The organism is Nocardioides aromaticivorans (genome assembly GCF_013408525.1).
Lineage (GTDB): Bacteria > Actinomycetota > Actinomycetes > Propionibacteriales > Nocardioidaceae > Nocardioides > Nocardioides aromaticivorans.
Genome location: NZ_JACBZM010000001.1, coordinates 1,069,109 through 1,090,559, shown reverse-complemented (window position 1 = coordinate 1,090,559; position 21,451 = coordinate 1,069,109). Strand labels below are relative to the sequence as shown.

Here is a 21,451-nt window from a genome sequence, read left to right as displayed (position 1 = left end):
GTCGCTCGACGTGCGATCCAGCATGCCTTCGCGTCCCCGCCTTGCCAGATCGGCCGCAAACGCCGCTCGCGACGGCGCTGACGTGGGAGGCATGGCCTGATGCGGGTCGAGGTGCTCGGCGCCGGCATCGTCGGGCTCACCGTCGCCGACGAGCTGCTCCGCCGTGGCCACGACGTGGTCGTCGTCGACCCGCGGCCCGCCCGCGGGGCGTCGTACGCGGCGGCGGGGATGCTGAGCCCGGCTGCCGAGGTCTGGTACGGCGAGGAGGACGTGCTGCGGCTCGGCACCGCGTCGCTGCGGCTGTGGCCCGCGCTGGCCGACCGCCTGGGGCTCGAGCTGCGTCGCGCCGGCACCCTGCTGGTCGGGTACGACGCCGCGGACCTCCAGCAGGTCGCCAGGCAGGCCGAGCTGCTGACCCGGCACGGCCACGACGCTCGGCTGCTCGACCGCGCCGGCGTGCGGGAGCTGGAGCCGGCGCTGGCCCGCGTGGCCGGGGGTGCGCTGCTGCCCGGCGAGGCGAGTGTCGACCCGCGGGCCGCGTGTGACGCGCTGCTGGCACGGGTGCCGGTGCGGGGCGAGCCGGCGGGCGCCGACGTCACCGTCGTCGCGACCGGGGCCCGGCTCCCGGAGCCGTGGACGCACCTCGTGTCCGGCGTGCGCGGCGAGATCCTCCGACTCCGCTCCGACGACCCACCGGAGCGCACCGTGCGCGGCTGGGTCGCGGGGGAGCCGGTCTACCTGGTGCCGCGCGGCGACGGCCGGGTGGTCGTCGGGGCGACCTCCGAGCAGCATGACGGCGAGCCCGTCGTGACCGCCGGTGGCGCGCTCCGGCTGCTGGCCGCGGCCCGGGAGCTCTGGCCGGCGCTCGACCGGGCCGAGCTGGTCGAGGCCACCGCCCGGGACCGGCCCGCCACCGTCGACGGGCTGCCGCTCGTCGGGCCGAGCGGCGTCGACGGGGTCGTCCTCGCCGCCGGCCACCACCGCCACGGCGTGCTGCTGGCGCCGCTCACGGCGCAGCTCGTCGCCGACCACCTCGAGACCGGGGCGGTCGATGCCGCCCTCGACCCGCGCCGTCTCGAGGCGCCCATCCCCGTGAACGGAGGAGACCGATGAACCCCACCTGCACGATCACCTGCAACGGCGAGGCGCTGACGGCCGAGGGGACCGTCGCCGACCTGCTCCGGGCCCGCCTCGGCGACCCACCGAGGTCCGGCATCGCGGTCGCCGTCAACGGGGAGGTCGTGCCGCGCGCGACCTGGCCGGGCGTCGTACTCACCGACGGCGACGTCGTCGAGGTCGTGACGGCGGTGCAGGGCGGATGAGCGGTACGACGGACGGCCTGGTCGTCGCGGGCGTCGCCCTCGGCTCTCGGCTCCTCCTCGGCACCGGCGGCCTGCCCCGCGTGGCGCTGGTCGGGCCGGTCCTGGAGGCGGCCCGGCCGGGACTGGTCACGGTGTCCATGCGGCGCACCTCGTCGGTCGGCGACGGCAGCCTGCTCGCCGCGCTGCGGACCGCGGGCGTGCGGCTGCTCCCCAACACGGCCGGCTGCCTGTCCGCGCGGGAGGCGGTGCTCACCGCCGAGCTCGCCCGTGAGGCGCTCGGCACCGACTGGGTCAAGCTCGAGGTGATCGGCGACGAGCGCTCGCTGCTGCCCGACGTCGTCGAGCTGCTCGACGCCGCCGAGCAGCTGGTGCGGCGCGGGTTCACGGTGCTGCCCTACTCGACCGACGACCCGGTCGTGGCCCGGCGCCTCGTCGACGCCGGCTGTGCCGCGGTCATGCCCCTCGGCTCACCGATCGGCTCCGGGCTCGGCGTCCTCAACCCGCACGCGATCGAGGCGGTCCGTGCCGCGGTCGACGTGCCGGTGGTCCTCGACGCCGGCGTCGGTACGGCGAGCGACGCCGCGCTCGCGATGGAGCTCGGCTGCGACGCCGTCCTCGCGGCCACAGCGGTCACCCGCGCAGACGACCCGGTCGCGATGGCCCACGCCCTGCGGCTCGGCGTCGAGGCGGGCCGGCTCGCCCACCGCGCCGGCCGGATCCCGCGGCGTGCCGTCGCGCGGGCGTCCAGCCCGATGGTCGGGAGGGTCTCGTGATGCCGCGGCTGGTGGTGCTGACCGACCGGTCCCAGCTGTCGCTGGGCCGGTGCCTGCGCGCCCAGATGGCGGCCTGCCGGGAGGCCGGGCTGAGCCACGTCGTGCTGCGCGAGCTCGACCTCGAGGACCCGCAGCGAGAGCAGCTGGCCGCCGACCTGGCCGACCTGGGGCTGACGGTGGTCGCGGCGCGCCGCGACCTCGCCGCGGCGGTCGGGCTGCACCTCGCGGCCGACCAGCCCGCGCCCGCCGGGACCTTCGGTCGCTCCTGCCACTCACGCGACGAGGTCGCCCGGGCGGCCGACGAGGGCGCGAGCTGGGCCACCCTGTCGCCGTACACGGCGAGCGGGAGCAAGCCCGGCTACGGCCCGCCGTTGCCGCCCGATGCCTTCGCCGGGCTGCCGTTGCCGACCTTCGCGCTCGGGGGCATCACGCCCGGGAACGCCCGTGCGGCGAGGGATTCCGGCGCGCACGGTGTCGCCGTGATGGGTGCCGTGATGCGGGCCGCCGACCCCGGCGCCGTGGTGGCCGCGCTGCTCGAGGCGGTGGCCTAGTGGTCAACCCTCCCGTCGTCGTCACGATCGCCGGCAGCGACTCCGGCGGAGCGGCCGGCATCGCCGCCGACCTGACCACCTTCGCCGCCCTGGGGGTGCACGGCGCCTGCGTGGTCACCGCCGTGACCGCGCAGGACACGACGGGCGTCCGCGCCGTCCACCCGGTGCCACTCGACGTGGTCGCGGCCCAGCTCGACGCCGTCCTCGAGGACCTGGACCCGATCGCGGTCAAGACCGGCATGCTCGCCGGCCCGGACGTGGTGCGCCTCGTCGCGCGCCGGTGCGCCGGGCGGATCCTCGTCGTCGACCCGGTGCTCGTCGCGACCTCCGGCGCCGTCCTCGGCTCGGCGGCGGTCGCGGCCGCCTACCGCGAGCACCTGCTGCCGGTGGCCACCGTGGCGACGCCCAACGAGGACGAGTTCGAGGCGCTCGGCCGGCCGTCCGGGGCGAACGTGCTGGTCACCCGCGGCGGTGACATCGAGACCGACAACGACCACGGCACCGGCTGCACGCACAGCAGCGCCCTGGCGTCGTACCTCGCCCTCGGTGACGACCTCGCGACCGCCGCGGCCCGCGCCGACGCCTTCGTCGCCCGACAGCTGCACGTGAGCAGGAACTGGACCCTCGGCCGCGGCCGGGGCCCGGTCGCCCACGTCCACACCCCCGTCCCACCCACCCAAGGAGTCCCCGCATGACCGTCCACCCCGCCCACACCCGCATCGAGACCGGTGACCTGAAGGTCCCCTTCACGCGCGTCGCACTGACCAACGGCGAGACCTTCGACCGCTACTGCACCGAGGGCCCCGGCTCCGACCCCGAGGTCGGCCTGCCGCCACTGCGCGCCGCCTGGATCGACGGCCGCGCCGACACCGCCGTGTACGACGGCCGCCAGGTCCAGCTCCTCGACAACGGCCGTTCGGCACTCCGGCGGGGTGCCGCGCAGGGGGAGTGGCGCGGTGAGCGGCGGGCTCCCCGCCGGGCGGCCGGTGACGCGCCCGTCACCCAGATGGCCTACGCCCGCGCGGGGATCGTGACCGAGGAGATGCGCTACGTCGCCGCCCGCGAGCAGTGTGACGTCGAGCTGGTCCGCAGCGAGGTCGCGGCCGGCCGCGCGATCATCCCGGCCAATGTCAACCACCCCGAGTCCGAGCCGATGATCATCGGCCGCCGCTTCCTGGTGAAGATCAACGCCAACATCGGCAACTCCGCCGTCACCTCCAGCATCGCCGAGGAGGTCGACAAGCTCACCCACGCCATCACCTGGGGCGCCGACACGGTGATGGACCTCAGCACCGGCGAGGACATCCACACCACCCGCGAGTGGATCATCCGCAACTCGCCCGTCCCGATCGGCACGGTGCCGATCTACCAGGCGCTGGAGAAGGTCAACGGCGAGGCGGACAAGCTGACCTGGGAGGTCTTCCGCGACACCGTCATCGAGCAGTGCGAGCAGGGCGTGGACTACATGACCATCCACGCCGGCGTGCTGCTGCGCTACGTTCCCCTCACCGCCAACCGGGTCACCGGCATCGTCAGCCGCGGCGGGTCGATCATGGCCGGCTGGTGCCTGGCCCACCACGAGGAGAACTTCCTCTACACGCACTTCGACGAGCTCTGCGCGATCTTCCGCCGGTACGACGTCTCGTTCTCCCTCGGCGACGGCCTCCGCCCGGGCTCCACCGCCGACGCCAACGACGAGGCCCAGCTCTCCGAGCTGCGCACCCTCGCCGAGCTGACCACGCGGGCCTGGGAGCACGACGTGCAGGTGATGGTCGAGGGCCCCGGACACGTGCCGCTCGACCTCGTCGAGGAGAACGTCCGCCTCCAGCAGGAGTGGTGCCACGGCGCGCCCTTCTACACGCTCGGCCCGCTGGCCACCGACATCGCGCCCGGCTACGACCACATCACCTCCGCGATCGGCGCGGCCACGATCGCCATGCACGGCACCGCGATGCTCTGCTACGTCACCCCGAAGGAGCACCTCGGCCTCCCGAACCGCGACGACGTGAAGACCGGGGTCATCACCTACAAGCTCGCCGCCCATGCAGCCGACGTCGCCAAGGGGCACCCCGGCGCCCGCGACTGGGACGACGCCCTGTCGAAGGCCCGCTTCGAGTTCCGCTGGCGCGACCAGTTCGCCCTGTCGCTGGACCCGGTGACGGCCGAGGAGTTCCACGACGAGACGCTGCCTGCGGAGAACGCCAAGACCGCGCACTTCTGCTCGATGTGCGGCCCGAAGTTCTGCTCGATGCGGATCAGTCAGGACGTGCGTGACCGCTTCGGCTCCGACCTCACGCCCGAGGACGCGGCGCTCGGGATGAAGGAGAAGTCGGCCGAGTTCGTCGAGCTCGGCGGGACGGTCTACGTGGAGCCCGACGCCTCCTGAACCGGGCGCGGCGTCGTACCGGACTGAGTGGCGGTGGTTGCGGCGAATTCACGACCATTCAGTCCGGTACGACCGGTCAGGCGTCGCGAGCCGCCGCTGCCGCCCGGTCGACCCACTTCGGGATCTCCCCGTAGCGCTGGCTCGGGATCATCTCGCCGGCTGCCGAGCAGACGACCAGCTGGGCCATCCGCCGGTCGCGGGTGGCCTCCTGCTTGGCGCTGAGCACCCAGTTGACGCAGATCCGGCGGTAGGTGCGGGTCGCGGCCTCCCAGAACGCCGTGGCGGCAGGGCTCGCGGCGAGCTGGGCGGCGTAGGGCTCGGGGAGCACGAGCTCGCCGTCGACCTCGTGCGTGTACGGCGCCGGGTCGGGCTTGCGCTGCTCCCAGATCGCCAGCCCGCTGGGCTGCATGCGGCCCTCGGCTCGGAGCTGCTCGACGAGCTCGAGGTTGACCTTGCTCCAGTTGCTGGTCCTCTTGCGGGGACTCCAGCGCTGGCGGACGGCGTCGTCGTCGATCCGCTGGGCGACCGAGTCGATCCAGCCCCAGCACAACGCGACGGGGACCGCGCGCGCCCAGGTGAGCCCCTGCTCGGGGACGTGCTTCTTGTAGATCCCCATCCACAGTTCGGTCTCGGTGTCGTGGTGGCGGGCCAGCCAGGCCTCGAACTCGGCCTCGTCGGCGAAGAAGCGGGCGGGCCGCTCCGCGCTGCCACCCATCCGGCCGGGCTCCTCGTCCTTCACCATGCCTTCACCTTGGCAGACGTCACCGACAGGGATGATGGACCCATGACCACCCCCACGGTCGCCGTCGGCGCCCTCGGCGGCACCATCGCCTCGACCTCCAGCAGCGCCGACGGCAGCGAGGTCGTGCCGACCCTGACCGCCGAGCTGCTGGTCGCCGCCGTGCCCGGCCTCGACGAGGTCGCGACCGTCCGGGCCGAGACGCTGGCCCGGCTGCCCAGCCCGTCGCTGGACGAGCCGACCATCCTGCGCACCCTGCAGTGGGCGCAGGCGGCGGTCGACGAGGGGGCCACCGGGGTCGTGGTCACCCAGGGGACCGACACGCTCGAGGAGGCGGCGTACCTCCTCGACCTGTTCTGGGACCGCCCCGAGCCGCTCGTGGTCACCGGCGCGATGCGCTCGCCGGAGGCGGCGGGCGCCGACGGGCCGGCCAACCTGCTGACCGCGGTCCGGTGCGCGGCGGCGGAGGGCTCGCGCGAGCGTGGCGTGCTGGTGGCCTTCGACGACGAGGTGCACCAGGCGCGGTGGGTCGCCAAGACCGACTCGATGTCCACCAGCGCCTTCCGCTCGCCGGTCTTCGGGCCGATCGGCCGCTGCGTCGAGGCCGAGGTCGTGTACGGCGTCCCCGCGGACCGGATCCCGCCGCTCAAGCTCCTGCCCGGCCACGCCGGCGGCGACCCCCGGGTGCCGCTGCTGGCCACCTACCTCGGCGACGACGGCTTCATCGTCGACTCGATCCGGGCCGACGACGTCGACGGCCTCGTGGTGGCGGGCTTCGGCGCGGGCCACGTGTCGGCGTCGATGGCCGAGGCGATCGGCCGCCTGGCCCGCCAGGTGCCCGTGGTCTTCGCCTCCCGGACCGGCTCCGGCCCGACCGGCCGCGCGATGTACGGCTACCCGGGCTCGGAGATCGACCTGGTCGCGCGGGGCGCCGTGGGCGCGGGCTGGCTGTCACCGGTGAAGGCGCGCCTGCTGCTGTGGGCGCTGTCGCTCGGCGGGCCGGTCCCGCGCGCCGACGTCGCTGCTGCCTTCGAGCTGCGCGGTCGCCCCTAGCGGACTCCCGAGGTGTGACGACCCCGTCCGTTCGGACGGTTTCCGGGCTGCAACTGCGTGCAACGGTTCCGGGGCACGGGGTGGCGTCGATGTGCTGCAGGTCACACATCGACAAGGTGGTCCCACATGCAGCACAGCACCCAGCGCCCCATGGCGTGGTGGGCCTTCGGGCTCGCGAACCTGGCGGTCGTCGTCACCGCCAGCCTCCTCGGCTGGTACCTCCTGGCCGACCCCGAGACGAGTCCCCTCGGCGTCTACCCGCTCCCGTTCAACGCGGCGCTCTTCTGGGCCCTGATGTTCGTCGTCTGGACGGGCTTCAACCTCGAGCTCGCCGGGTTCGACCGCATCCCCCAGCCGTGGCGCGGTGTCGCCTTCACCACGGCGACCGCGACCTTCGCGGTGGCGGTGACCTGGCTCCTGGCCCACGGCCTCGGCGCCCTGGACCCCAACTTCGCCGGCGGGCGTGAGGGCGGGCTCGGCTACTTCACGGGCGCGCTCTTCGTCCTCTTCGGGTTCTCCACCTACGTCATGGCGGTGGTCAACTGGAACCACTGGCCGTGGACCGACCGCGGGCTGCGCCAGCCGATGGTGGGGCTCTGCGAGATCGCCTTCCTGCTCGGCCCCACGATCCTGCTGTACGTCGTCCTCGGCATCCCGGCCGTCGCTGCGCGGGTCCCCGAGGGTGGGCCGGTCCTCGAGCTGAACGCCCTGCTCGGCTGGTACTACAGCGTGGTCATCGCCATCGTCCTGACCGGGCTGTGCTGGGAGAACTGGCCCTGGCGGCTCGCCGGCGGCCGGGCGAGCGTGGCCCTCGCGTCGCTGGTCGGGAATGTCGTCCTCGGCACGGTGCTCTTCCTCGCTCTTCGCCTCGTCGTGGAGGTCGTCGTGGGCAGCGTGACGGCTGACCAGCTCGGCGCCGCGCTCGACCAGTTCCCGGCGCAGATCGGCGTGTGCTGGGTCGCCTGGATGATCTTCTGGGGCAACGCCTTCGGCAACCGGCCCACGTCGTACGGCACCGCGGTCAACCTGGTGTGCCGGGCGGCGATCACCTTCGGGCTGGCGGTGGTGACCTTCGTCGCCTACTACTACGTCCTCGCCGAGCACGTGCTGCACGAGCCGCCCGTCGCGGGGGCGCTGCACGGCAATGCACTCGGCTTCCTCGACTGGTTCGCGCTCGTGACGCTGCTCTACGTCGTGGGCTTCGGCTCCTACCCGCTGCGCGCTCCCGAGGCCGCCGGACAGCCCGAGGAGCCACCCGCCGAGCTGCACGCTCCCGTCGCGCCCGCGGCGGACGTGCCCCCCGTCCCGGCCGGCTGACCGCCGCCACCACGATCCACCCACCACGAGAGGAAGCACCATGAAGGCAGCCCGATTCCACGGTCGCGGGGACATCCGCATCGAGGACGTCCCCGAGCCGGCGGTCCGGCCCGGCACCGTCAAGGTGGAGGTGGAGTGGTGCGGCATCTGCGGCACCGACCTCCACGAGTACCTGGAGGGCCCGATCTTCGCGCCCCCGGCCGATGCGCCGCACCCGCTGACCGGCGAGACCGTCCCGATCACCCTCGGCCACGAGTTCGCCGGCGTCGTCGCCGAGCTGGGCGAGGGGGTGACGGACCTGCGGGTCGGCGACCGCGTGGTCGTCGAGCCGTACATCATCTGTGGGCGGTGCGACGCCTGCACCAACGGCCGCTACAACGTGTGCCAGTCGCTCGGCTTCGTCGGGCTCTCGGGGATGGGCGGTGGCTTCTCGCAGTACGTCGTCGCCGAGCGTCGCTGGATCCACCCCCTCGGTGAGCTCGGCACCGACGTCGGCGCGCTCGTCGAGCCGCTCGCGGTCGCCTACCACGCGGTCCGCCTCGCCGGCACGCGCCCGGACCACACCGCCGTCGTGTACGGCGCCGGGCCGATCGGCCTGGTCACCACCGCCGCGCTGCGAGCCGTGGGCGTCGAGGACGTGATCGTGGTGGAGCCGGCCGCGGTCCGCAAGGAGAAGGCCGCGGTCGCGGGGGCCGCCCACGTGCTCGACCCGACGTCGACGGACGTCGTCGCGGAGGTCATGGAGCTGACCAAGGGGCGCGGCGCCGACGTCACCTTCGAGTGCGCGGGCGTCGACGTCGTCCTGAAGACGGCGATCCAGTCGACCCGGGCCGGCGGCACGTGCGTCAACGTCGCGATCTGGGGCCACGAGGCGTCGGTCGCGATGAACGACCTCGTCTTCCGCGAGGTCAACGTGCTCGGCAGCCTCGCGTACGCCGACGACCACCGTCCGACGATCGACCTGATCGCCCGGGGGAAGGTCGACCCGCACCAGTTCATCACCGGCCGGATCGGTCTCGACGACCTCGTCGTGGGCGGCTTCGAGGAGCTCATCCGCAACAAGGAGGAGAACGTCAAGATCCTCGTGCGTCCGTCGTAGGACGCCCGCCGGGCTCCCCGTCAGCGCAGGTCCGACGGGGAGTCCGGCGGCCGGTGGGGGAGGACGTTCGCGACGTAGTCGCGTGCCGCGTCGAAGATGTCGACCTCGTGGCCGGCCTCGTCGGACAGCGCCCACCGGTGCTCCATCACCTCGTGGAAGTACTCCGCCGGGGCGATCCGCCGCGCCAGCTCGTCGGGCAGCAGCGCGACGATCGGGCTGTAGATCGTGTGCAGCCAGCGTCGCGCGACGACGGCGCGGTCCTCGTCGTCGTACCCGAAGTGGGCGGTGAACGCGGCGAGGTCGTTGAGGAGCTTGCGCGCCTGGCTGTCCTCGACCGAAAGGCCCGTCAGGTCGTGCAATTCGCGCCGGTGGTGGCCGGCCTCGACGACCTTCGGCTGGATCCTGACCCGGTCGGAGTCGGCCTGCACGTCGAGCTCGTCGACGTCGAACCCGAGGTCGTTGAGGCGCGCGATCCGCTGCTCGACACGGGACCACTCGTCGGTCCCGAACTCCTCCGCGGCGGTCAGCTCGTCCCACAGCGAGTGGTACTGCTCGGCGAGGTGCGCGACCACGGCCTGGCCGTCCACGTCGATATCGGTGTCGCCGCTGGCCTGCAGGTCGAGCAGCTCGGCGAAGATGTTCTCGACCCCCACCGTCAGGTCGTGCTCGCGCATCGCGTCCGACACGCTCTCGCGCAGCTCGCCGGTCTCCGCGTCGACGAGGAAGGCGGCGAAACCCCCGGCAGAACGGCGGAAGAGGGCGTTCGACAGCGACACGTCGCCCCAGAAGAAGCCGATCAGGTGCAGCCGCACCAGCAGCACGACGAGGGCGTCGACGAGGGCCGGGACCTGCTCGGCCCGGAGGCCGTGCTGGAAGACCGTGCGGTAGGGCAGCGAGTAGTGCAGGTGCTCGGTCAGCAGGGCCGCCGGCAGCGGGTTGCCGTCGAGGTCGGTGCGCCCCGTCACCACCCCACGAGGTACGACGGCCGGCTGGTCGAGGCGCTGCAGGTCGCGCAGCAGCTCGTACTCCCGCAGGGCCAGCTCCTCCGTCGTCTCCTTGACGGCGAGGAACTGGCGGTTCACCTGGACCACGCGCACGACGTGGCGCGACAGGCCGAGCGGGAGCGGCACGACGTACCAGTCGTCCCACTCCGCGAGCGGGCGCGACCACGGCAGCCGGAACAGGGCCGGATCGGTGCGACTGGCGACGACGTGGAGCGCCATGACGAAGAACCTACGACGTCTGGGAATCGCCGTCACGGGCACTGGGCTCCTGCAACAACGTGGACAAGTGCCCTCTCTCTGGGGTAGACCCAGTGACGCAGGCCACATCCTCGGGAGGGGTGAGCTGGACAATGACGTCGAGACGAACCAGGCCAGGGCGCGCAGCTGCGGTTGCGGTCGCTGGCGTGCTGGCGAGCACTGCACTGGCTGCGTGCAGCGACTCGGGCAAGCCCAGGTTGAACTGGTACGTGAACCCGGACGGGGTGCCGGTCTTCGAGAAGTACGCCAAGGAGTGCAGCACCGGCGACTACGACCTCGAGGTCCAGCTGCTGCCCTCGGGCGCCACGGACCAGCGGACGCAGCTGGCACGGCGCCTCGCGGCGGAGGACTCGTCGACCGACCTGATGAACCTCGACCCCGTGTTCGTGGCCGAGTTCGCCAACGCCGGCTGGCTCCAGGAGGTGGAGGGCCCGATCGCCGACAGCGTCCAGCAGAGCGTCGAGGGCGAGGGCGACTACCTCTCGGGCGCGGCTGAGACGGTCACCTGGGACGACAAGGTCTTCGCCATCCCGCTCTGGGCCAACACCCAGGTGCTCTGGTACCGCAAGTCGCTCGCCGAGGCGGCGGGCCTCGACATGACCAAGCCGGTCACGTGGGACCAGGTGATCGAGGCAGCGGCCGCCGAGGGCGGCACCGTCGGCGTCCAGGCCAACAAGTACGAGGCCTACGTCGTGTGGATCAACGCCCTCGTCCAGGGAGCCGGCGGCGACATCGTCTCCGACACCGAGGCCGGCCGCGACGCGAAGGTCGACCTCGACTCGGACGCCGGGCGCAAGGCAGCCGCGATCATCCAGAAGCTCGCCGACTCCCCGGCCGCCCAGCCGGACCTGTCCGTCTCCAACGAGGGCACCAGCCTCGGCCAGATGTTCCCGGCCGAGGGCCCGGGCGAGTTCATGGTCAACTGGACCTTCGTCTACAAGAACTACGAGCCCGGCGACGGCAAGCCCACCACCCCGGAGCAGTTCAAGGACCTCGGCTGGACGCGCTACCCGCAGACCGTCGCCGGCGAGGAGTCGAAGCCGCCGGTCGGCGGGATCGACATCGGGGTCGGCGCCTACTCCGAGCACCCGGACTGGGCCATGGAGGCCGCCGAGTGCATCACCTCCAAGCAGGCCCAGGTCGACCTCGCGCTCGACGCCGGCCTGATGCCGTCGACCAACTCGGCGTACGACGAGGTGGCGGCCAGCGGCAACTACCCGAAGGACCTCATCGAGCTGTTCCGCACCAGCGTCGACGAAGGCGGCCCCCGGCCCAAGAGCGCGTTCTACGCGATGATCTCGGGCGCGATCCAGGCCCGCTGGCACTCACCGACCTCGGTCGACCCGGACAGCACGCCCGAGAAGTCCGGCAAGTACCTGCAGGACGTGCTCGAAGGGAAGTCGCTGCTGTGAGCTCGACAAGCGTTCCCGCCGCCGCGCTGCCGGCGCAGAAGTCCGGGCCCAGCGACCGCGCGCGGGCCGAGACCCGGCTCGGGCAGAAGCTGGTGGCCCCGGCCATCGTGCTGATGCTGGTCGTCACGGCGTTCCCGATGCTCCGCGCGATCTACCTGTCGACCTTCGACTACGCGCTCACCGCCCCCGACGACCGCAACTTCGTCGGGCTGGGCAACTACCTCACGGCGCTGACCGACCCGCTCTTCTGGCAGACGACCGGGGTGACGGTCCTGTACATGGTCGTCACCGTGGCGGTGGAGCTGGTGATCGGCTTCATCTTCGCGATGGTGATGCACCGCGTGATCTTCGCTCGGGGCGTCATCCGGACCTCGATCCTGGTGCCCTACGGCATCATCACCGTCGTCTCCGGCTTCGCCTGGCAGTTCGCGTTCTCGTTCCAGAACGGCTTCATCAACGGGTGGCTGCCGTTCGTCGGCGACGAGTTCAACTGGTTCGGGGACACCACGCCCGCGGTGATCGCGATCATGGTCTCGGAGATCTGGAAGACCACGCCGTTCATGTCGCTGCTCCTGCTCGCCGGCCTCGCCCAGGTCAGCGAGGACATGATCGAGGCGGCCAAGGTCGACGGCGCCACCTGGACCCAGCGGCTGACGAAGGTGATCCTCCCGAACATGCGGGCGGCGATCATGGTCGCCGTCCTCTTCCGGGCCCTCGACGCCTACCGCATCTTCGACAACATCTTCGTGATGACGGCCGGGGCGCAACGGACCGAGTCGATCAGCTTCCTGACCTATCGCCAGACCATCGAGCAGTTCCAGCTCGGGCTCGGCTCCGCGCTCTCGGTGCTGCTCTTCCTGTCGGTGCTCCTGGTCGCCTTCCTCATCGTCAAGCTCTTCCGCGTCGACCTGGCGCAGGCACGGCAGGAGTCCTGATCATGAAGAACCGCATCGGAACCGTCGTCGGGTGCCTGCTGATCCTCGTCTGGTGCCTCCTGCCGGTGGCCTGGATCATCTCGTTGTCCTTCAAGTCCGAGGCCGCGATCACGACCGGCAGCCCCGGCTTCTTCCCCGCCGACGGGGCGGGCGCCGGCTGGGACAACTACAAGGCGGTCTGGGACAACGAGCAGTTCCGCCGCGCGATCCTCAACTCGATCGGCATCAGCCTGATCGCGACCCTGCTGTCGGTGATCGTGGCGACGCTGGCGGCGTACGCGATCGCGCGGCTGGAGTTCCGCGGGAAGAAGCTCGTGCTGACGATCTCGCTGGCGATCGCGATGTTCCCGGTCGTGTCGCTCATCGGCCCGCTGTTCGACATGTGGCGCGCCATCGGGCTCTACGACACGTGGCCGGGCCTGATCATCCCGTACATGTCGTTCACGCTGCCGCTGGCGATCTGGACGCTCTCGGCCTTCTTCCGCGAGATCCCGTGGGAGATGGAGCAGGCCGCCCAGGTGGACGGTGCCACGTCGTGGCAGGCGTTCCGGAAGGTGATCGTGCCGCTGGCCGCGCCCGGTGTCTTCACCGCGGCGATCCTGACCTTCTTCTTCGCCTGGAACGACTTCGTCTTCGGCATCTCGCTCACCTCGACGGAGAACGCCCGGCCGATCCCGGCGTCACTGTCGTTCTTCGTGGGCGCCGACCCGTTCAACCGGCCGGCGTCCCTGCTCGCCGCGGGAGCGGTCATCGCGACCATCCCGATCATCGTCATCGTCCTGATTTTCCAGCGCAAGATCGTCGCCGGCCTCACCTCCGGTGCGGTGAAGGGCTAACGGAGGGAACCTGTCATGGCTGCCATCACGATGAACCACATCGTCAAGAAGTACGGCGACGGCTTCCCTGCCGTGAACGACGTCTCGATCGACGTCGCCGACGGGGAGTTCATGATCCTCGTCGGTCCCTCCGGGTGCGGGAAGTCGACCCTGCTGCGGATGATCGTCGGCCTGGAGGACATCACCTCGGGCGACATGATGATCGGCGACCGGCGGGTCAACGACCTCGCCCCGCGCGAGCGCAACCTGGCCATGGTCTTCCAGAACTACGCGCTCTACCCGCACCTGACGGTCTACGAGAACATCGCCTTCCCCCTCCGCCTGGCCAAGATGCCGGACGCCGAGGTGGACAAGCTGGTCCGCGACGCGGCGAGCACGCTGGAGCTCAACGAGCACCTCGAGCGCAAGCCCGGCAACCTGTCCGGCGGTCAGCGCCAGCGGGTGGCGATGGGCCGGGCCATCGTGCGCCAGGCCGACGCCTTCCTCTTCGACGAGCCGCTGTCCAACCTCGACGCCAAGCTGCGCGGGCAGATGCGCACCGAGATCGCGCGGCTGCAGAAGCGGCTGGGCATCACGACGGTCTACGTCACCCACGACCAGACCGAGGCGATGACGCTCGGTGACCGGGTCGCCGTCCTCAAGCGGGGCGTCCTGCAGCAGCTCGCCACGCCGCGCGAGCTCTACGAGAACCCGGGCAACCTCTTCGTCGCCGGCTTCATCGGCTCGCCGCCGATGAACTTCCTGCCCGCGACCGTCGAGGGCAACGCCGTGAAGCTGCCCTTCGGCAGTGTCGAGATCCCGGCCGACAAGGCCGAGCGGGCCGCCGGTCGGGGACTGCTCATCGCCGGGATCCGTCCCGAGCACTTCGAGGACGCCTCCCTGGCGAGCGCCGAGGGCCGCAGCGGCTCCACCTTCTCGGCCACGGTCGACGCGGTCGAGTGGCTGGGCAACGAGACCTACGCCTACATCCCGTTCGAGGCACCGCCCGAGGTGACCCAGCAGCTCCAGCAGCTCGAGCGCGACCTCGACGGCGAGGCGATGCGCACCCAGCTCGTGGTGTCCCTCGACGGCGCCAGCCGGATCACGGAGGGGGAGGGGGCCGAGATCTGGGTCGACGGCCGCCAGATCCACCTCTTCGACCCCGCGACGGGCGAGAACCTGACCGTCGACCACGAGCGGGCGGGCCGCATCCCCGGCGCGGAGGTCGCCGCGGGCTGAGCCCGCCGGCCCACCCCGCCGAGGTCACCGACCCGGTCGGGGCCGCCCGGCGTCGTACCGCGCCCAGGCGATGGCGGCCTGCACGTCGGCGAGGTCGCGGAACCAGGTCTCGGCCTCGACCTGGCACGCCGTCCGCGCGACCTCGGTGTCGTACTCGCCGCACTCCGCGGTGGTCTCCGACAGCGTCGGGGGCGAGAGCACGGTGCCGTCGTAGTGGTGGATCGTGAAGCCGAGGTCGGCGTCGCCCTCGACCGCCACGATCGTGTCGCCGGCCGGCTCCCAGCGCGGCGCCCGGGGCCGCTCCTGCGCGGCGGCTCCGCCGGCCAGGGCCAGCAGCCCGGTGACCAGCCCCGTCGCGACCATCAGGCCGATCGTCCTCATCCTCATCTGCACTCCCGAGTGGTGGTGTGCGCCGGCAGGTCCGGCGCGGGAGTCAGACGCTAGGAGGGGACGGCGACGGGAGGCCGGGCTCGCTCGCAGGCCTGTGGAGGACGCCCCGGAGGGGGCGCTCTGTGGAGGACGACGGGCCGCATCTGCGACAGGAGGGACGACTCAGGCCGCCCGGTCGGCGTTGCTCCGGATCGCCCGGGTGAACGTCGTGAAGAGCGGCGCGGGCAGGTCGTGGCCCCACCCCTCGATGAACACCACCCGCGCTCCCGGCACCGCTGCCGCGGTGGCGCGGCCGCCGGAGATGTGCACCATCCGGTCGGCGAGGCCGTGCATCACCAGGGTCGGCACGACCAGGTGCCCGAGCGCCGCCGTGCGGTCCGGCTGCGTCAGGACCGCCATCATCTGCCGCATCACGCCGGCGCGGCTCACGCCCCGGTCCCACGTCTCCCCGGCGCGCTTGCGCAGCTTGTCCTCGGGCTGCTGGAAGCGAGGGGACCCGATGAGCTTCCAGACGGCGAGGCTGCCGCGGATGTAGTCCTCGCGGCCCGGCCCACGGGTGGCGAGGAGGGCGGGAAGCAGGCTCGGGTGCTGGCGGCCGACGCTGCGCCGGCCCGTCGTCGACATGATGCTCGCCAGGCTGAGCACCCGCTCCGGAGCGCGCAGCGCCATCGTCTGGGCGATCATGCCGCCCATCGAGATCCCGGCGACGTGCGCGGCGGAGATGTCGAGGTGGTCGAGCAGGCCGAAGGCGTCGGAGGCCAGGTCGTCGATCGAGTACGGCGCCCGGGCCGGCGCCCCCACGAAGGCGCGCACGAGCTGCGAGCGGCGTACCCGTCCGTCCACCTTCGTGGAGCGGCCGGTGTCGCGGTTGTCGTAGCGGATGACGTAGAAGCCGGCCGCGGCCAGCTGGCTGCACAGCTCGGCGTCCCACCACGTCATCGGCCCGCCGAGACCCATCACGAGCAGCAGCGGCGGGTCCTCGGGGTCGCCGAAGGTCTGGTAGCAGATCTCCACGCCGGAGCAGATCGGTGCGAGCAGCTCGCCGGAGATGATCACATCTGATGACTCGGGGCTGGTCGGACGGTGGGACATGTCAACCAGTGTGCCCAATCCCGTGTAGTTGCCGTTTCAACTGGGTACCGTTTGTGACGTGAGCAACACGTTGGCGCCCTGGCTGCTGCCCGACGGCTACGGCCGTCCGGCGCTGGCCGCGCTGCTGCGCGAGGGCAGTCTGGTGACCGAGGCCGGCCGCTTCGCCGTACGACGCGGCGCCACCCGTCGCACGCGTCGCCAGACGCCGTACGCCGCCCGCGCCGCCGCCCGCGCGGCCGAGCCGGTCCTGCTCATCCCCGGATTCCTCGCGGGCGATTGGACGCTGACCGCGATGGCCGCCGAGCTGCGTGCCCGTGGCTTCCGGACCTACCGCTCGCAGATCCACGCCAACATCGGCTGCACCCTCAACTCGGCGCTCACCCTCGAGGCGCGCATCGAGCAGATCGCGGAGCGCCGGGGCGCGCGGGTCCAGCTCGTCGGGCACAGCCTCGGCGGGATGATCTCCCGGGGCCTGGCCGCCCGCCGCCCCGACCTGGTCGCCGGCATCGTCACCATGGGCAGCCCGATGCGGGCGCCCGCCGCCCACCACGCCGTGCTGACTCGCGGCGTGCGCGTGCTCAACCGGCTCTCCGACGCCGGCTTCTCGACGCTGATGTCGGCGGACTGCGTCGGCGGTGAGTGCGCGCACCTGTCCTTCACCGAGTCGCAGGAGCCGCTGCGCGCCGACGTCGCGATGACGAACATCTACTCCCGGCGCGACGGCATCGTCGACTGGAAGGCGTGCATCGACCCCCAGGGCGAGGCGGTTGAGGTGCGTGCGTCGCACATCGGCATGGCCGTCGACCCGCGGGTCATCGACGTGGTGTCGTCGTCGCTGCTGCGCCACGGCGCCGCCTCGTCGACGCCCCTCAGCGTCGTCGAGACGGCCTGACCCCGGGCCTGACCCGAGGCCTGACTCGGATCAGTCGAAGTCGATCGAGCTGAAGCTGCGCAGCTTCGACAGCTGGTGCTCGGACGTGATGGTCCGGATCGTGCCGCTGCGCGAGCGCATGACCAGCGACTCGGTGATGGCGCCGCCGGCGCGGTAGCGGACGCCCCTGACCAGCTCGCCGTCGGTGATGCCGGTGGCCACGAAGAAGCAGTCGTCGCCGGTCACCAGGGTGTCGGTGGTGAGGATGTGGTCGGGGTCGAGGTTGTGGCCCGCGTCGATCGCACGCTGGCGCTCCTCGTCGTCGGTCGGCCACAGCCGACCCTGGATCGTGCCGCCCATGGCCTTCATCGCGCAGGCCGCGATGATGCCCTCGGGGGTGCCGCCGATGCCCATCAGCAGGTCGATGCCGGTGCCGGCGCGGGCCGCCATGATGGCGCCCGCGACGTCGCCGTCGGTGATGAACTTGATCCGCGCACCCGTGGCCCGGATGTCCTCGACGAGCTGGTTGTGACGCGGCCGGTCGAGGACGACGACGGTGACGTCGGAGGTGTTCGAGCCCTTGGCCTTCGCGACCTGGTGGATGTTCTCGGCGACGGGGTAGCGGATGTCGACGACGTCGGCGGCCTCGGGGCCGGTGACGAGCTTCTCCATGTAGAACACGGCGGACGGGTCGTACATCGTGCCCCGCGGCGCGACGGCCAGGACGGCCACGGCGTTGGCCATGCCCTTGGCGGTGAGCGTCGTACCGTCGATGGGGTCGACCGCGACGTCGCACTCCGGGCCGGTGCCGTCGCCGACGGACTCGCCGTTGTAGAGCATCGGGGCGTTGTCCTTCTCGCCCTCGCCGATGACGACGGTGCCGTTCATGCCGATCGTCGAGATCATCACGCGCATGGCCTGGACGGCCACACCGTCGGCGCCGTTCTTGTCGCCCCGGCCGACCCAGCGGCCGGCGGCCATGGCGGCAGCCTCGGTGACGCGCACCAGCTCGAGGGCGAGGTTGCGGTCGGGGGCGGGCGGCTCCACGGCGAGGGCGTCGTTCATGGGGCGAACTTTATCGTTCGTGCCGGGTGTGACGTGACTCGCGACGTCCGCGTCTCACCGTGGGTAGACGTCGACCTCGGTCGCCTTCACGACGAAGCTGACCTCCTGGCCGGGCGCGAGGCCGAGCTCGGCGACCGCCGCGACGGTGACGTCGGCGGCCAGGTCGCCCGCGCGGACCCGGACCACGTCGCCGAGCGGCTCCAGCTCCTCGACGCGGACGGAGAGCACGTTGCGGGGGCTGCCGCCGGGCGGCTCACGGTGCACGGCGACGGCCGAGGGACGGAACACCGCGACGGCCTCGCTGCCCTCGCGCGGGGCCGGGTCGGTGGCGGTGCCGTGGAGGACCGAGCCGTCGGGGCGTCGTACACCGTCGGGGGTGGCGACCCCACTGACCAGGTTGAGGCCGGCGAAGCGGGCGGCGAAGGCGCTCCGCGGCCGGGAGAGTACGACGCCGGCGGGCCCCTGCTCGACGACGCGCCCGCCCTCGAGGACGACCACCCGGTCGGCCAGGAGGAGCGCGTCCAGCACGTGGTGGGTGACGACCACGGCGGTCCGGTCGGCCAGCACGGTGCGCAGCAGCTGGCGCAGCGCGGGCGCGACGGCGATGTCGAGCGCGGCCATCGGCTCGTCGAGGAGCAGCAGCTGCGGGTCGGCGGCGAGGGCGCGGGCGACGGCGACGCGCTGGGCCTGGCCGCCGGAGAGCTGCGCCGGCCGGCGCTCGGCCAGCCCGGTGGCGTCGACCTCGGCCAGCCAGGCCAGGGCGGTCTCCCGCGCTGCCGCGCGGCCGGCGCCACGGCTGCGCGGGCCGAAGGCGACGTTCTCCAGCACGGAGAGGTGGGGGAAGAGCAGGGGGTCCTGGGCGAGCAGGGCGGTGCGGCGGGCGTGCGGCGCGACCCACCGGTCGGCACCCGTCAGCTCCTTCCCGTCGAGCACGACCCGGCCGGAGTCCGGGCGCAGCAGCCCGCCGACGACGTCGAGGGTGGTCGACTTCCCGGCCCCGTTGGGGCCGAGGATCGCGACCGTCTCGCCGGCGGCGACCTCGAAGGCGATCTCCACGTCGCGGTCGGCGACCCGCACGTCGACGACGAGGCTCACAGCGCACCCCGCGGCCGGACCAGGCCGATCACCACGACGGCCACGACGACCAGCAGGAGCGACATGGCGACGGCCGCGTCGGCGTCGGTCACCCGCAGGTTGTAGATCAGCAGCGGCAGCGTGCGCGTGGTGCCCTCGAGGCTGCCGGCGAAGGTGACCGTGGCGCCGAACTCCCCGAGCGAGCGGGCGAACGCGAGCACGGCCCCCGACGCCAGGCCGGGCAGCACGAGCGGCAGCGTCACCCGGCGCAGTACCGTCGTCGGTGCGGCGCCGAGCGAGGCCGCCACGACGTCGTACCTCTCCCCGGCGGTGCGCAGCGCCCCCTCGAGGCTCACGACCAGGAAGGGCAGCGACACGAAGGTCTGCGCCATCACCACGGCGATCGTCGAGAACGCGACCTGGACGCCCCACGCGTCCAGCTGCGCCCCGAGCAGGCCCTGGCGGCCGAACGCCGCCAGCAGCGCGATGCCGCCCACGACGGGCGGCAGCACGAGGGGGAGGAGCACCAGCGAGCGCGCGACGCCGAGCCACCGCGCCTCGCTCCGGGCGAGTACGACGGCCAGCGGGATCCCGAGGAGCAGGCACAGCAGCGTGCTGGCGGTCGAGGTGCGCAGGCTCAGCCCGAGGGCGGTCCGCGCCGCCGGGGAGTTCACCAGCCCCGGGAAGTCGGACCAGGCGATCCGGGTGGCGAGCGCGGCGACCGGCAGCACCACGAACACGCCGGCCAGCAGCGCGGGGACGTGGATCCAGCGCGGCAGGCCGACGTGCCGGGTGGGCGCGGACATCACGGGGACGGGGGACCGAAGCCGGCCGCGCCGAGCACGGCCTGGCCGTCACCGAGGACGAGGTCGACCCACTGCTGGGCGAGGTCGGCGTGCGCGGAGTCCTTCACCACGACGACCGGGTAGTGGTTGACCACGTCGGCGGACTCCGGGAACTCGATGCCCTCGACCTCGTCGCCGGCGGCCGTCACGTCGGTGACGTAGACCAGGCCTGCGTCGCCCTCGCCCGACTCGATCTTGCCGAGCACGTCGGTGACCGACTGCTCCTCGCTGTCGGGGGCGAGGGTGACGCCGGCGGCCTTGGCGACCTCGACCGCGGCGTTGCCGCACGGCACCTCGGGTGCGCAGACCACCACGTTCAGGTCGTCGTCGGCGAGATCGGCGAGGCCCTTCACGTCGCCCGGGTTGCCCGGCGGGACGGCGATCTCCAGCGTGTTGGTGGCGAGCTCGGCCGGGTCGCCGGCGGCGAGGCCGGCGTCGACGAGCGTGTCCATGTTCCTGGTGTCGGCGGAGGCGAACACGTCGGCCTCGGCGCCCTCGATGATCTGCGCGACGAGGTCGGAAGAGCCGCCGAAGGAGAGCTTGACGTCGACGCCGGGGTGGTCGGCCTCGAAGGTCCTCTCGAGCTCCTCGAAGGGCGCCGTCAACGAGGCGGCCGCGAAGACGGTGAGCGTGGTCCCGTCACCGCCGCCGGAGTCGCCCGCGCCGTCGTCACCGCAGCCGGCGAGGGGAAGGGTCAGCAGGACGGTCGCTGCCAGCGCGAGGGGCTTCTTCATCAGGCGTGCTTCCTCGGGACGGGTCGTTCGACGACGACATTGGTGGACTTGACCGACGCGATCGCGCGTACGCCGGGCTCGAGGCCCAGCTCGGTGGCGGCCTCGGCGCTCATCAGCGAGACGACCCGGTAGGGGCCGCAGACCATCTCGACCTGGGCCATCACGGTGTCGGCGACGACCCGCGTGACGATGCCGGTCATCCGGTTGCGCGCGCTGACCTGGCCGGCCCGCGTGCGCTCCTTCTCGGCCTCGTCGACCAGCGAGGCGGCCAACGCGGCGAGGTCGGTGCCGGCGATCGTCGTACGGCCCTCGACGGTGGCGGCGGCGACACGGCCACCGTCGATCCAGCGCCGTACGGTGTCCGTGCTGACGCCGAGGAGCTCGGCTGCCTCGGCCACCCGGTAGTCGGTCATGGCACCCACCTTGGCGCATCTGCGGCAGAAAATCACCTATCGGCGACGCATCTGCGTCGATGTC

General features: G+C 72.4%; 23 protein-coding genes. 14 read left to right on the top strand and 9 right to left on the bottom strand.

What is annotated here, in order from left to right:
• Positions 1–99 precede the first annotated feature (99 nt).
• Genes BJ993_RS05055 through thiC form a run of 6 tightly spaced genes read left to right on the top strand, consistent with a single transcriptional unit; the run spans position 100 to position 5,032 of the window.
• Positions 100–1,113, top strand: a complete 1,014-nt coding sequence (locus tag BJ993_RS05055) for an FAD-dependent oxidoreductase (protein ID WP_179647964.1) — start codon at positions 100–102, stop codon at positions 1,111–1,113.
• The gene (gene thiS, locus BJ993_RS05050) at positions 1,110–1,322 is read left to right on the top strand and encodes a sulfur carrier protein ThiS (protein WP_179647963.1); all 213 of its coding nucleotides are present in this window, start codon (positions 1,110–1,112) and stop codon (positions 1,320–1,322) included. Before BJ993_RS05055 ends, thiS begins: the two co-directional genes overlap by 4 nt.
• The gene (locus BJ993_RS05045; protein ID WP_036551149.1) at positions 1,319–2,095 is read left to right on the top strand and encodes a thiazole synthase; all 777 of its coding nucleotides are present in this window, start codon (positions 1,319–1,321) and stop codon (positions 2,093–2,095) included. The genes thiS and BJ993_RS05045 overlap by 4 nt, the downstream gene beginning before the upstream one ends.
• A complete protein-coding gene (locus tag BJ993_RS05040) occupies positions 2,095–2,646 on the top strand; it encodes a thiamine phosphate synthase (RefSeq protein WP_179647962.1) in 552 nt (183 codons plus the stop codon). Before BJ993_RS05045 ends, BJ993_RS05040 begins: the two co-directional genes overlap by 1 nt.
• Complete coding sequence (locus BJ993_RS26495; protein ID WP_179647961.1) at positions 2,646–3,341, top strand: bifunctional hydroxymethylpyrimidine kinase/phosphomethylpyrimidine kinase; 696 nt, start codon at positions 2,646–2,648, stop codon at positions 3,339–3,341. Before BJ993_RS05040 ends, BJ993_RS26495 begins: the two co-directional genes overlap by 1 nt.
• On the top strand, positions 3,338–5,032 hold the full coding sequence (gene thiC, locus BJ993_RS05030; protein ID WP_179647960.1) for a phosphomethylpyrimidine synthase ThiC: 1,695 nt from the start codon (positions 3,338–3,340) through the stop codon (positions 5,030–5,032). Before BJ993_RS26495 ends, thiC begins: the two co-directional genes overlap by 4 nt.
• A 76-nt stretch (positions 5,033–5,108) precedes the next feature.
• Here the strand turns inward: thiC and BJ993_RS05025 are convergent, their stop codons facing one another.
• Positions 5,109–5,774 (bottom strand): YdeI/OmpD-associated family protein, encoded by a 666-nt coding sequence (locus BJ993_RS05025; RefSeq protein WP_218864610.1) that lies wholly within the window; start codon positions 5,772–5,774, stop codon positions 5,109–5,111.
• A gap of 42 nt (positions 5,775–5,816) precedes the next feature.
• On the opposite strand from BJ993_RS05025, the gene BJ993_RS05020 reads away from it, so the two are divergent.
• The 3 genes from BJ993_RS05020 to BJ993_RS05010 all read left to right on the top strand — a co-directional run bounded on the left by BJ993_RS05020 (position 5,817) and on the right by BJ993_RS05010 (position 9,240).
• Positions 5,817–6,824 carry an asparaginase gene (locus BJ993_RS05020; protein WP_036551156.1) on the top strand — a complete coding sequence of 336 codons (1,008 nt, stop codon included), beginning with the start codon at positions 5,817–5,819 and terminating at the stop codon, positions 6,822–6,824.
• Positions 6,825–6,950: 126 nt separating this feature from the next.
• Positions 6,951–8,141: a hypothetical protein gene (locus BJ993_RS05015; RefSeq protein WP_218864609.1), complete on the top strand. Its 1,191-nt coding sequence runs from the start codon at positions 6,951–6,953 to the stop codon at positions 8,139–8,141.
• 40 nt (positions 8,142–8,181) lie between these two features.
• Positions 8,182–9,240 (top strand): 2,3-butanediol dehydrogenase, encoded by a 1,059-nt coding sequence (locus BJ993_RS05010; protein WP_179647959.1) that lies wholly within the window; start codon positions 8,182–8,184, stop codon positions 9,238–9,240.
• 20 nt (positions 9,241–9,260) lie between these two features.
• On the opposite strand, the gene BJ993_RS05005 is transcribed toward BJ993_RS05010, so the two are convergent.
• On the bottom strand, positions 9,261–10,463 hold the full coding sequence (locus BJ993_RS05005; protein ID WP_179647958.1) for a DUF4032 domain-containing protein: 1,203 nt from the start codon (positions 10,461–10,463) through the stop codon (positions 9,261–9,263).
• A gap of 185 nt (positions 10,464–10,648) precedes the next feature.
• On the opposite strand from BJ993_RS05005, the gene BJ993_RS05000 reads away from it, so the two are divergent.
• The 4 genes from BJ993_RS05000 to BJ993_RS04985 are packed head-to-tail and all read left to right on the top strand — an operon-like array spanning position 10,649 to position 14,903.
• Positions 10,649–11,914, top strand: coding sequence for an extracellular solute-binding protein (locus BJ993_RS05000; protein ID WP_179647957.1), 1,266 nt, complete (start codon positions 10,649–10,651; stop codon positions 11,912–11,914).
• Entirely contained in the window at positions 11,911–12,849 is a 939-nt protein-coding gene (locus tag BJ993_RS04995; RefSeq protein ID WP_242530326.1) for a carbohydrate ABC transporter permease, read from the top strand. The genes BJ993_RS05000 and BJ993_RS04995 overlap by 4 nt, the downstream gene beginning before the upstream one ends.
• Before the next feature lie 2 nt (positions 12,850–12,851).
• On the top strand, positions 12,852–13,685 hold the full coding sequence (locus tag BJ993_RS04990) for a carbohydrate ABC transporter permease (protein WP_036551167.1): 834 nt from the start codon (positions 12,852–12,854) through the stop codon (positions 13,683–13,685).
• A 15-nt stretch (positions 13,686–13,700) separates the two neighbouring features.
• Complete coding sequence (locus BJ993_RS04985) at positions 13,701–14,903, top strand: ABC transporter ATP-binding protein (protein ID WP_179647956.1); 1,203 nt, start codon at positions 13,701–13,703, stop codon at positions 14,901–14,903.
• A gap of 24 nt (positions 14,904–14,927) precedes the next feature.
• Here BJ993_RS04985 and BJ993_RS04980 read toward each other — a convergent pair whose 3' ends face one another.
• Together BJ993_RS04980 and BJ993_RS04975 are read right to left on the bottom strand one after the other, a co-directional pair.
• On the bottom strand, positions 14,928–15,290 hold the full coding sequence (locus tag BJ993_RS04980) for a hypothetical protein (RefSeq protein WP_179647955.1): 363 nt from the start codon (positions 15,288–15,290) through the stop codon (positions 14,928–14,930).
• 165 nt (positions 15,291–15,455) lie between these two features.
• A complete protein-coding gene (locus BJ993_RS04975) occupies positions 15,456–16,385 on the bottom strand; it encodes an alpha/beta fold hydrolase (RefSeq protein ID WP_179647954.1) in 930 nt (309 codons plus the stop codon).
• Between the two features lie 58 nt (positions 16,386–16,443).
• Between BJ993_RS04975 and BJ993_RS04970 the strand changes: the two genes are divergently transcribed.
• The gene (locus BJ993_RS04970; protein WP_051932996.1) at positions 16,444–17,277 is read left to right on the top strand and encodes an esterase/lipase family protein; all 834 of its coding nucleotides are present in this window, start codon (positions 16,444–16,446) and stop codon (positions 17,275–17,277) included.
• 30 nt (positions 17,278–17,307) lie between these two features.
• Here BJ993_RS04970 and glpX read toward each other — a convergent pair whose 3' ends face one another.
• From glpX to BJ993_RS04945, 5 genes are read right to left on the bottom strand one after another with little or no spacing between them, the layout of a single operon-like run.
• The gene (gene glpX, locus BJ993_RS04965) at positions 17,308–18,321 is read right to left on the bottom strand and encodes a class II fructose-bisphosphatase (RefSeq protein ID WP_179647953.1); all 1,014 of its coding nucleotides are present in this window, start codon (positions 18,319–18,321) and stop codon (positions 17,308–17,310) included.
• A gap of 54 nt (positions 18,322–18,375) precedes the next feature.
• On the bottom strand, positions 18,376–19,416 hold the full coding sequence (locus BJ993_RS26490; protein WP_179647952.1) for a sulfate/molybdate ABC transporter ATP-binding protein: 1,041 nt from the start codon (positions 19,414–19,416) through the stop codon (positions 18,376–18,378).
• Complete coding sequence (locus tag BJ993_RS04955) at positions 19,413–20,201, bottom strand: ABC transporter permease (protein WP_179647951.1); 789 nt, start codon at positions 20,199–20,201, stop codon at positions 19,413–19,415. The genes BJ993_RS26490 and BJ993_RS04955 overlap by 4 nt, the downstream gene beginning before the upstream one ends.
• Entirely contained in the window at positions 20,201–20,974 is a 774-nt protein-coding gene (modA, locus tag BJ993_RS04950) for a molybdate ABC transporter substrate-binding protein (protein WP_179647950.1), read from the bottom strand. The genes BJ993_RS04955 and modA overlap by 1 nt, the downstream gene beginning before the upstream one ends.
• Positions 20,974–21,387 carry a TOBE domain-containing protein gene (locus BJ993_RS04945; RefSeq protein ID WP_179647949.1) on the bottom strand — a complete coding sequence of 138 codons (414 nt, stop codon included), beginning with the start codon at positions 21,385–21,387 and terminating at the stop codon, positions 20,974–20,976. Before BJ993_RS04945 ends, modA begins: the two co-directional genes overlap by 1 nt.
• Positions 21,388–21,451: the final 64 nt, after the last annotated feature.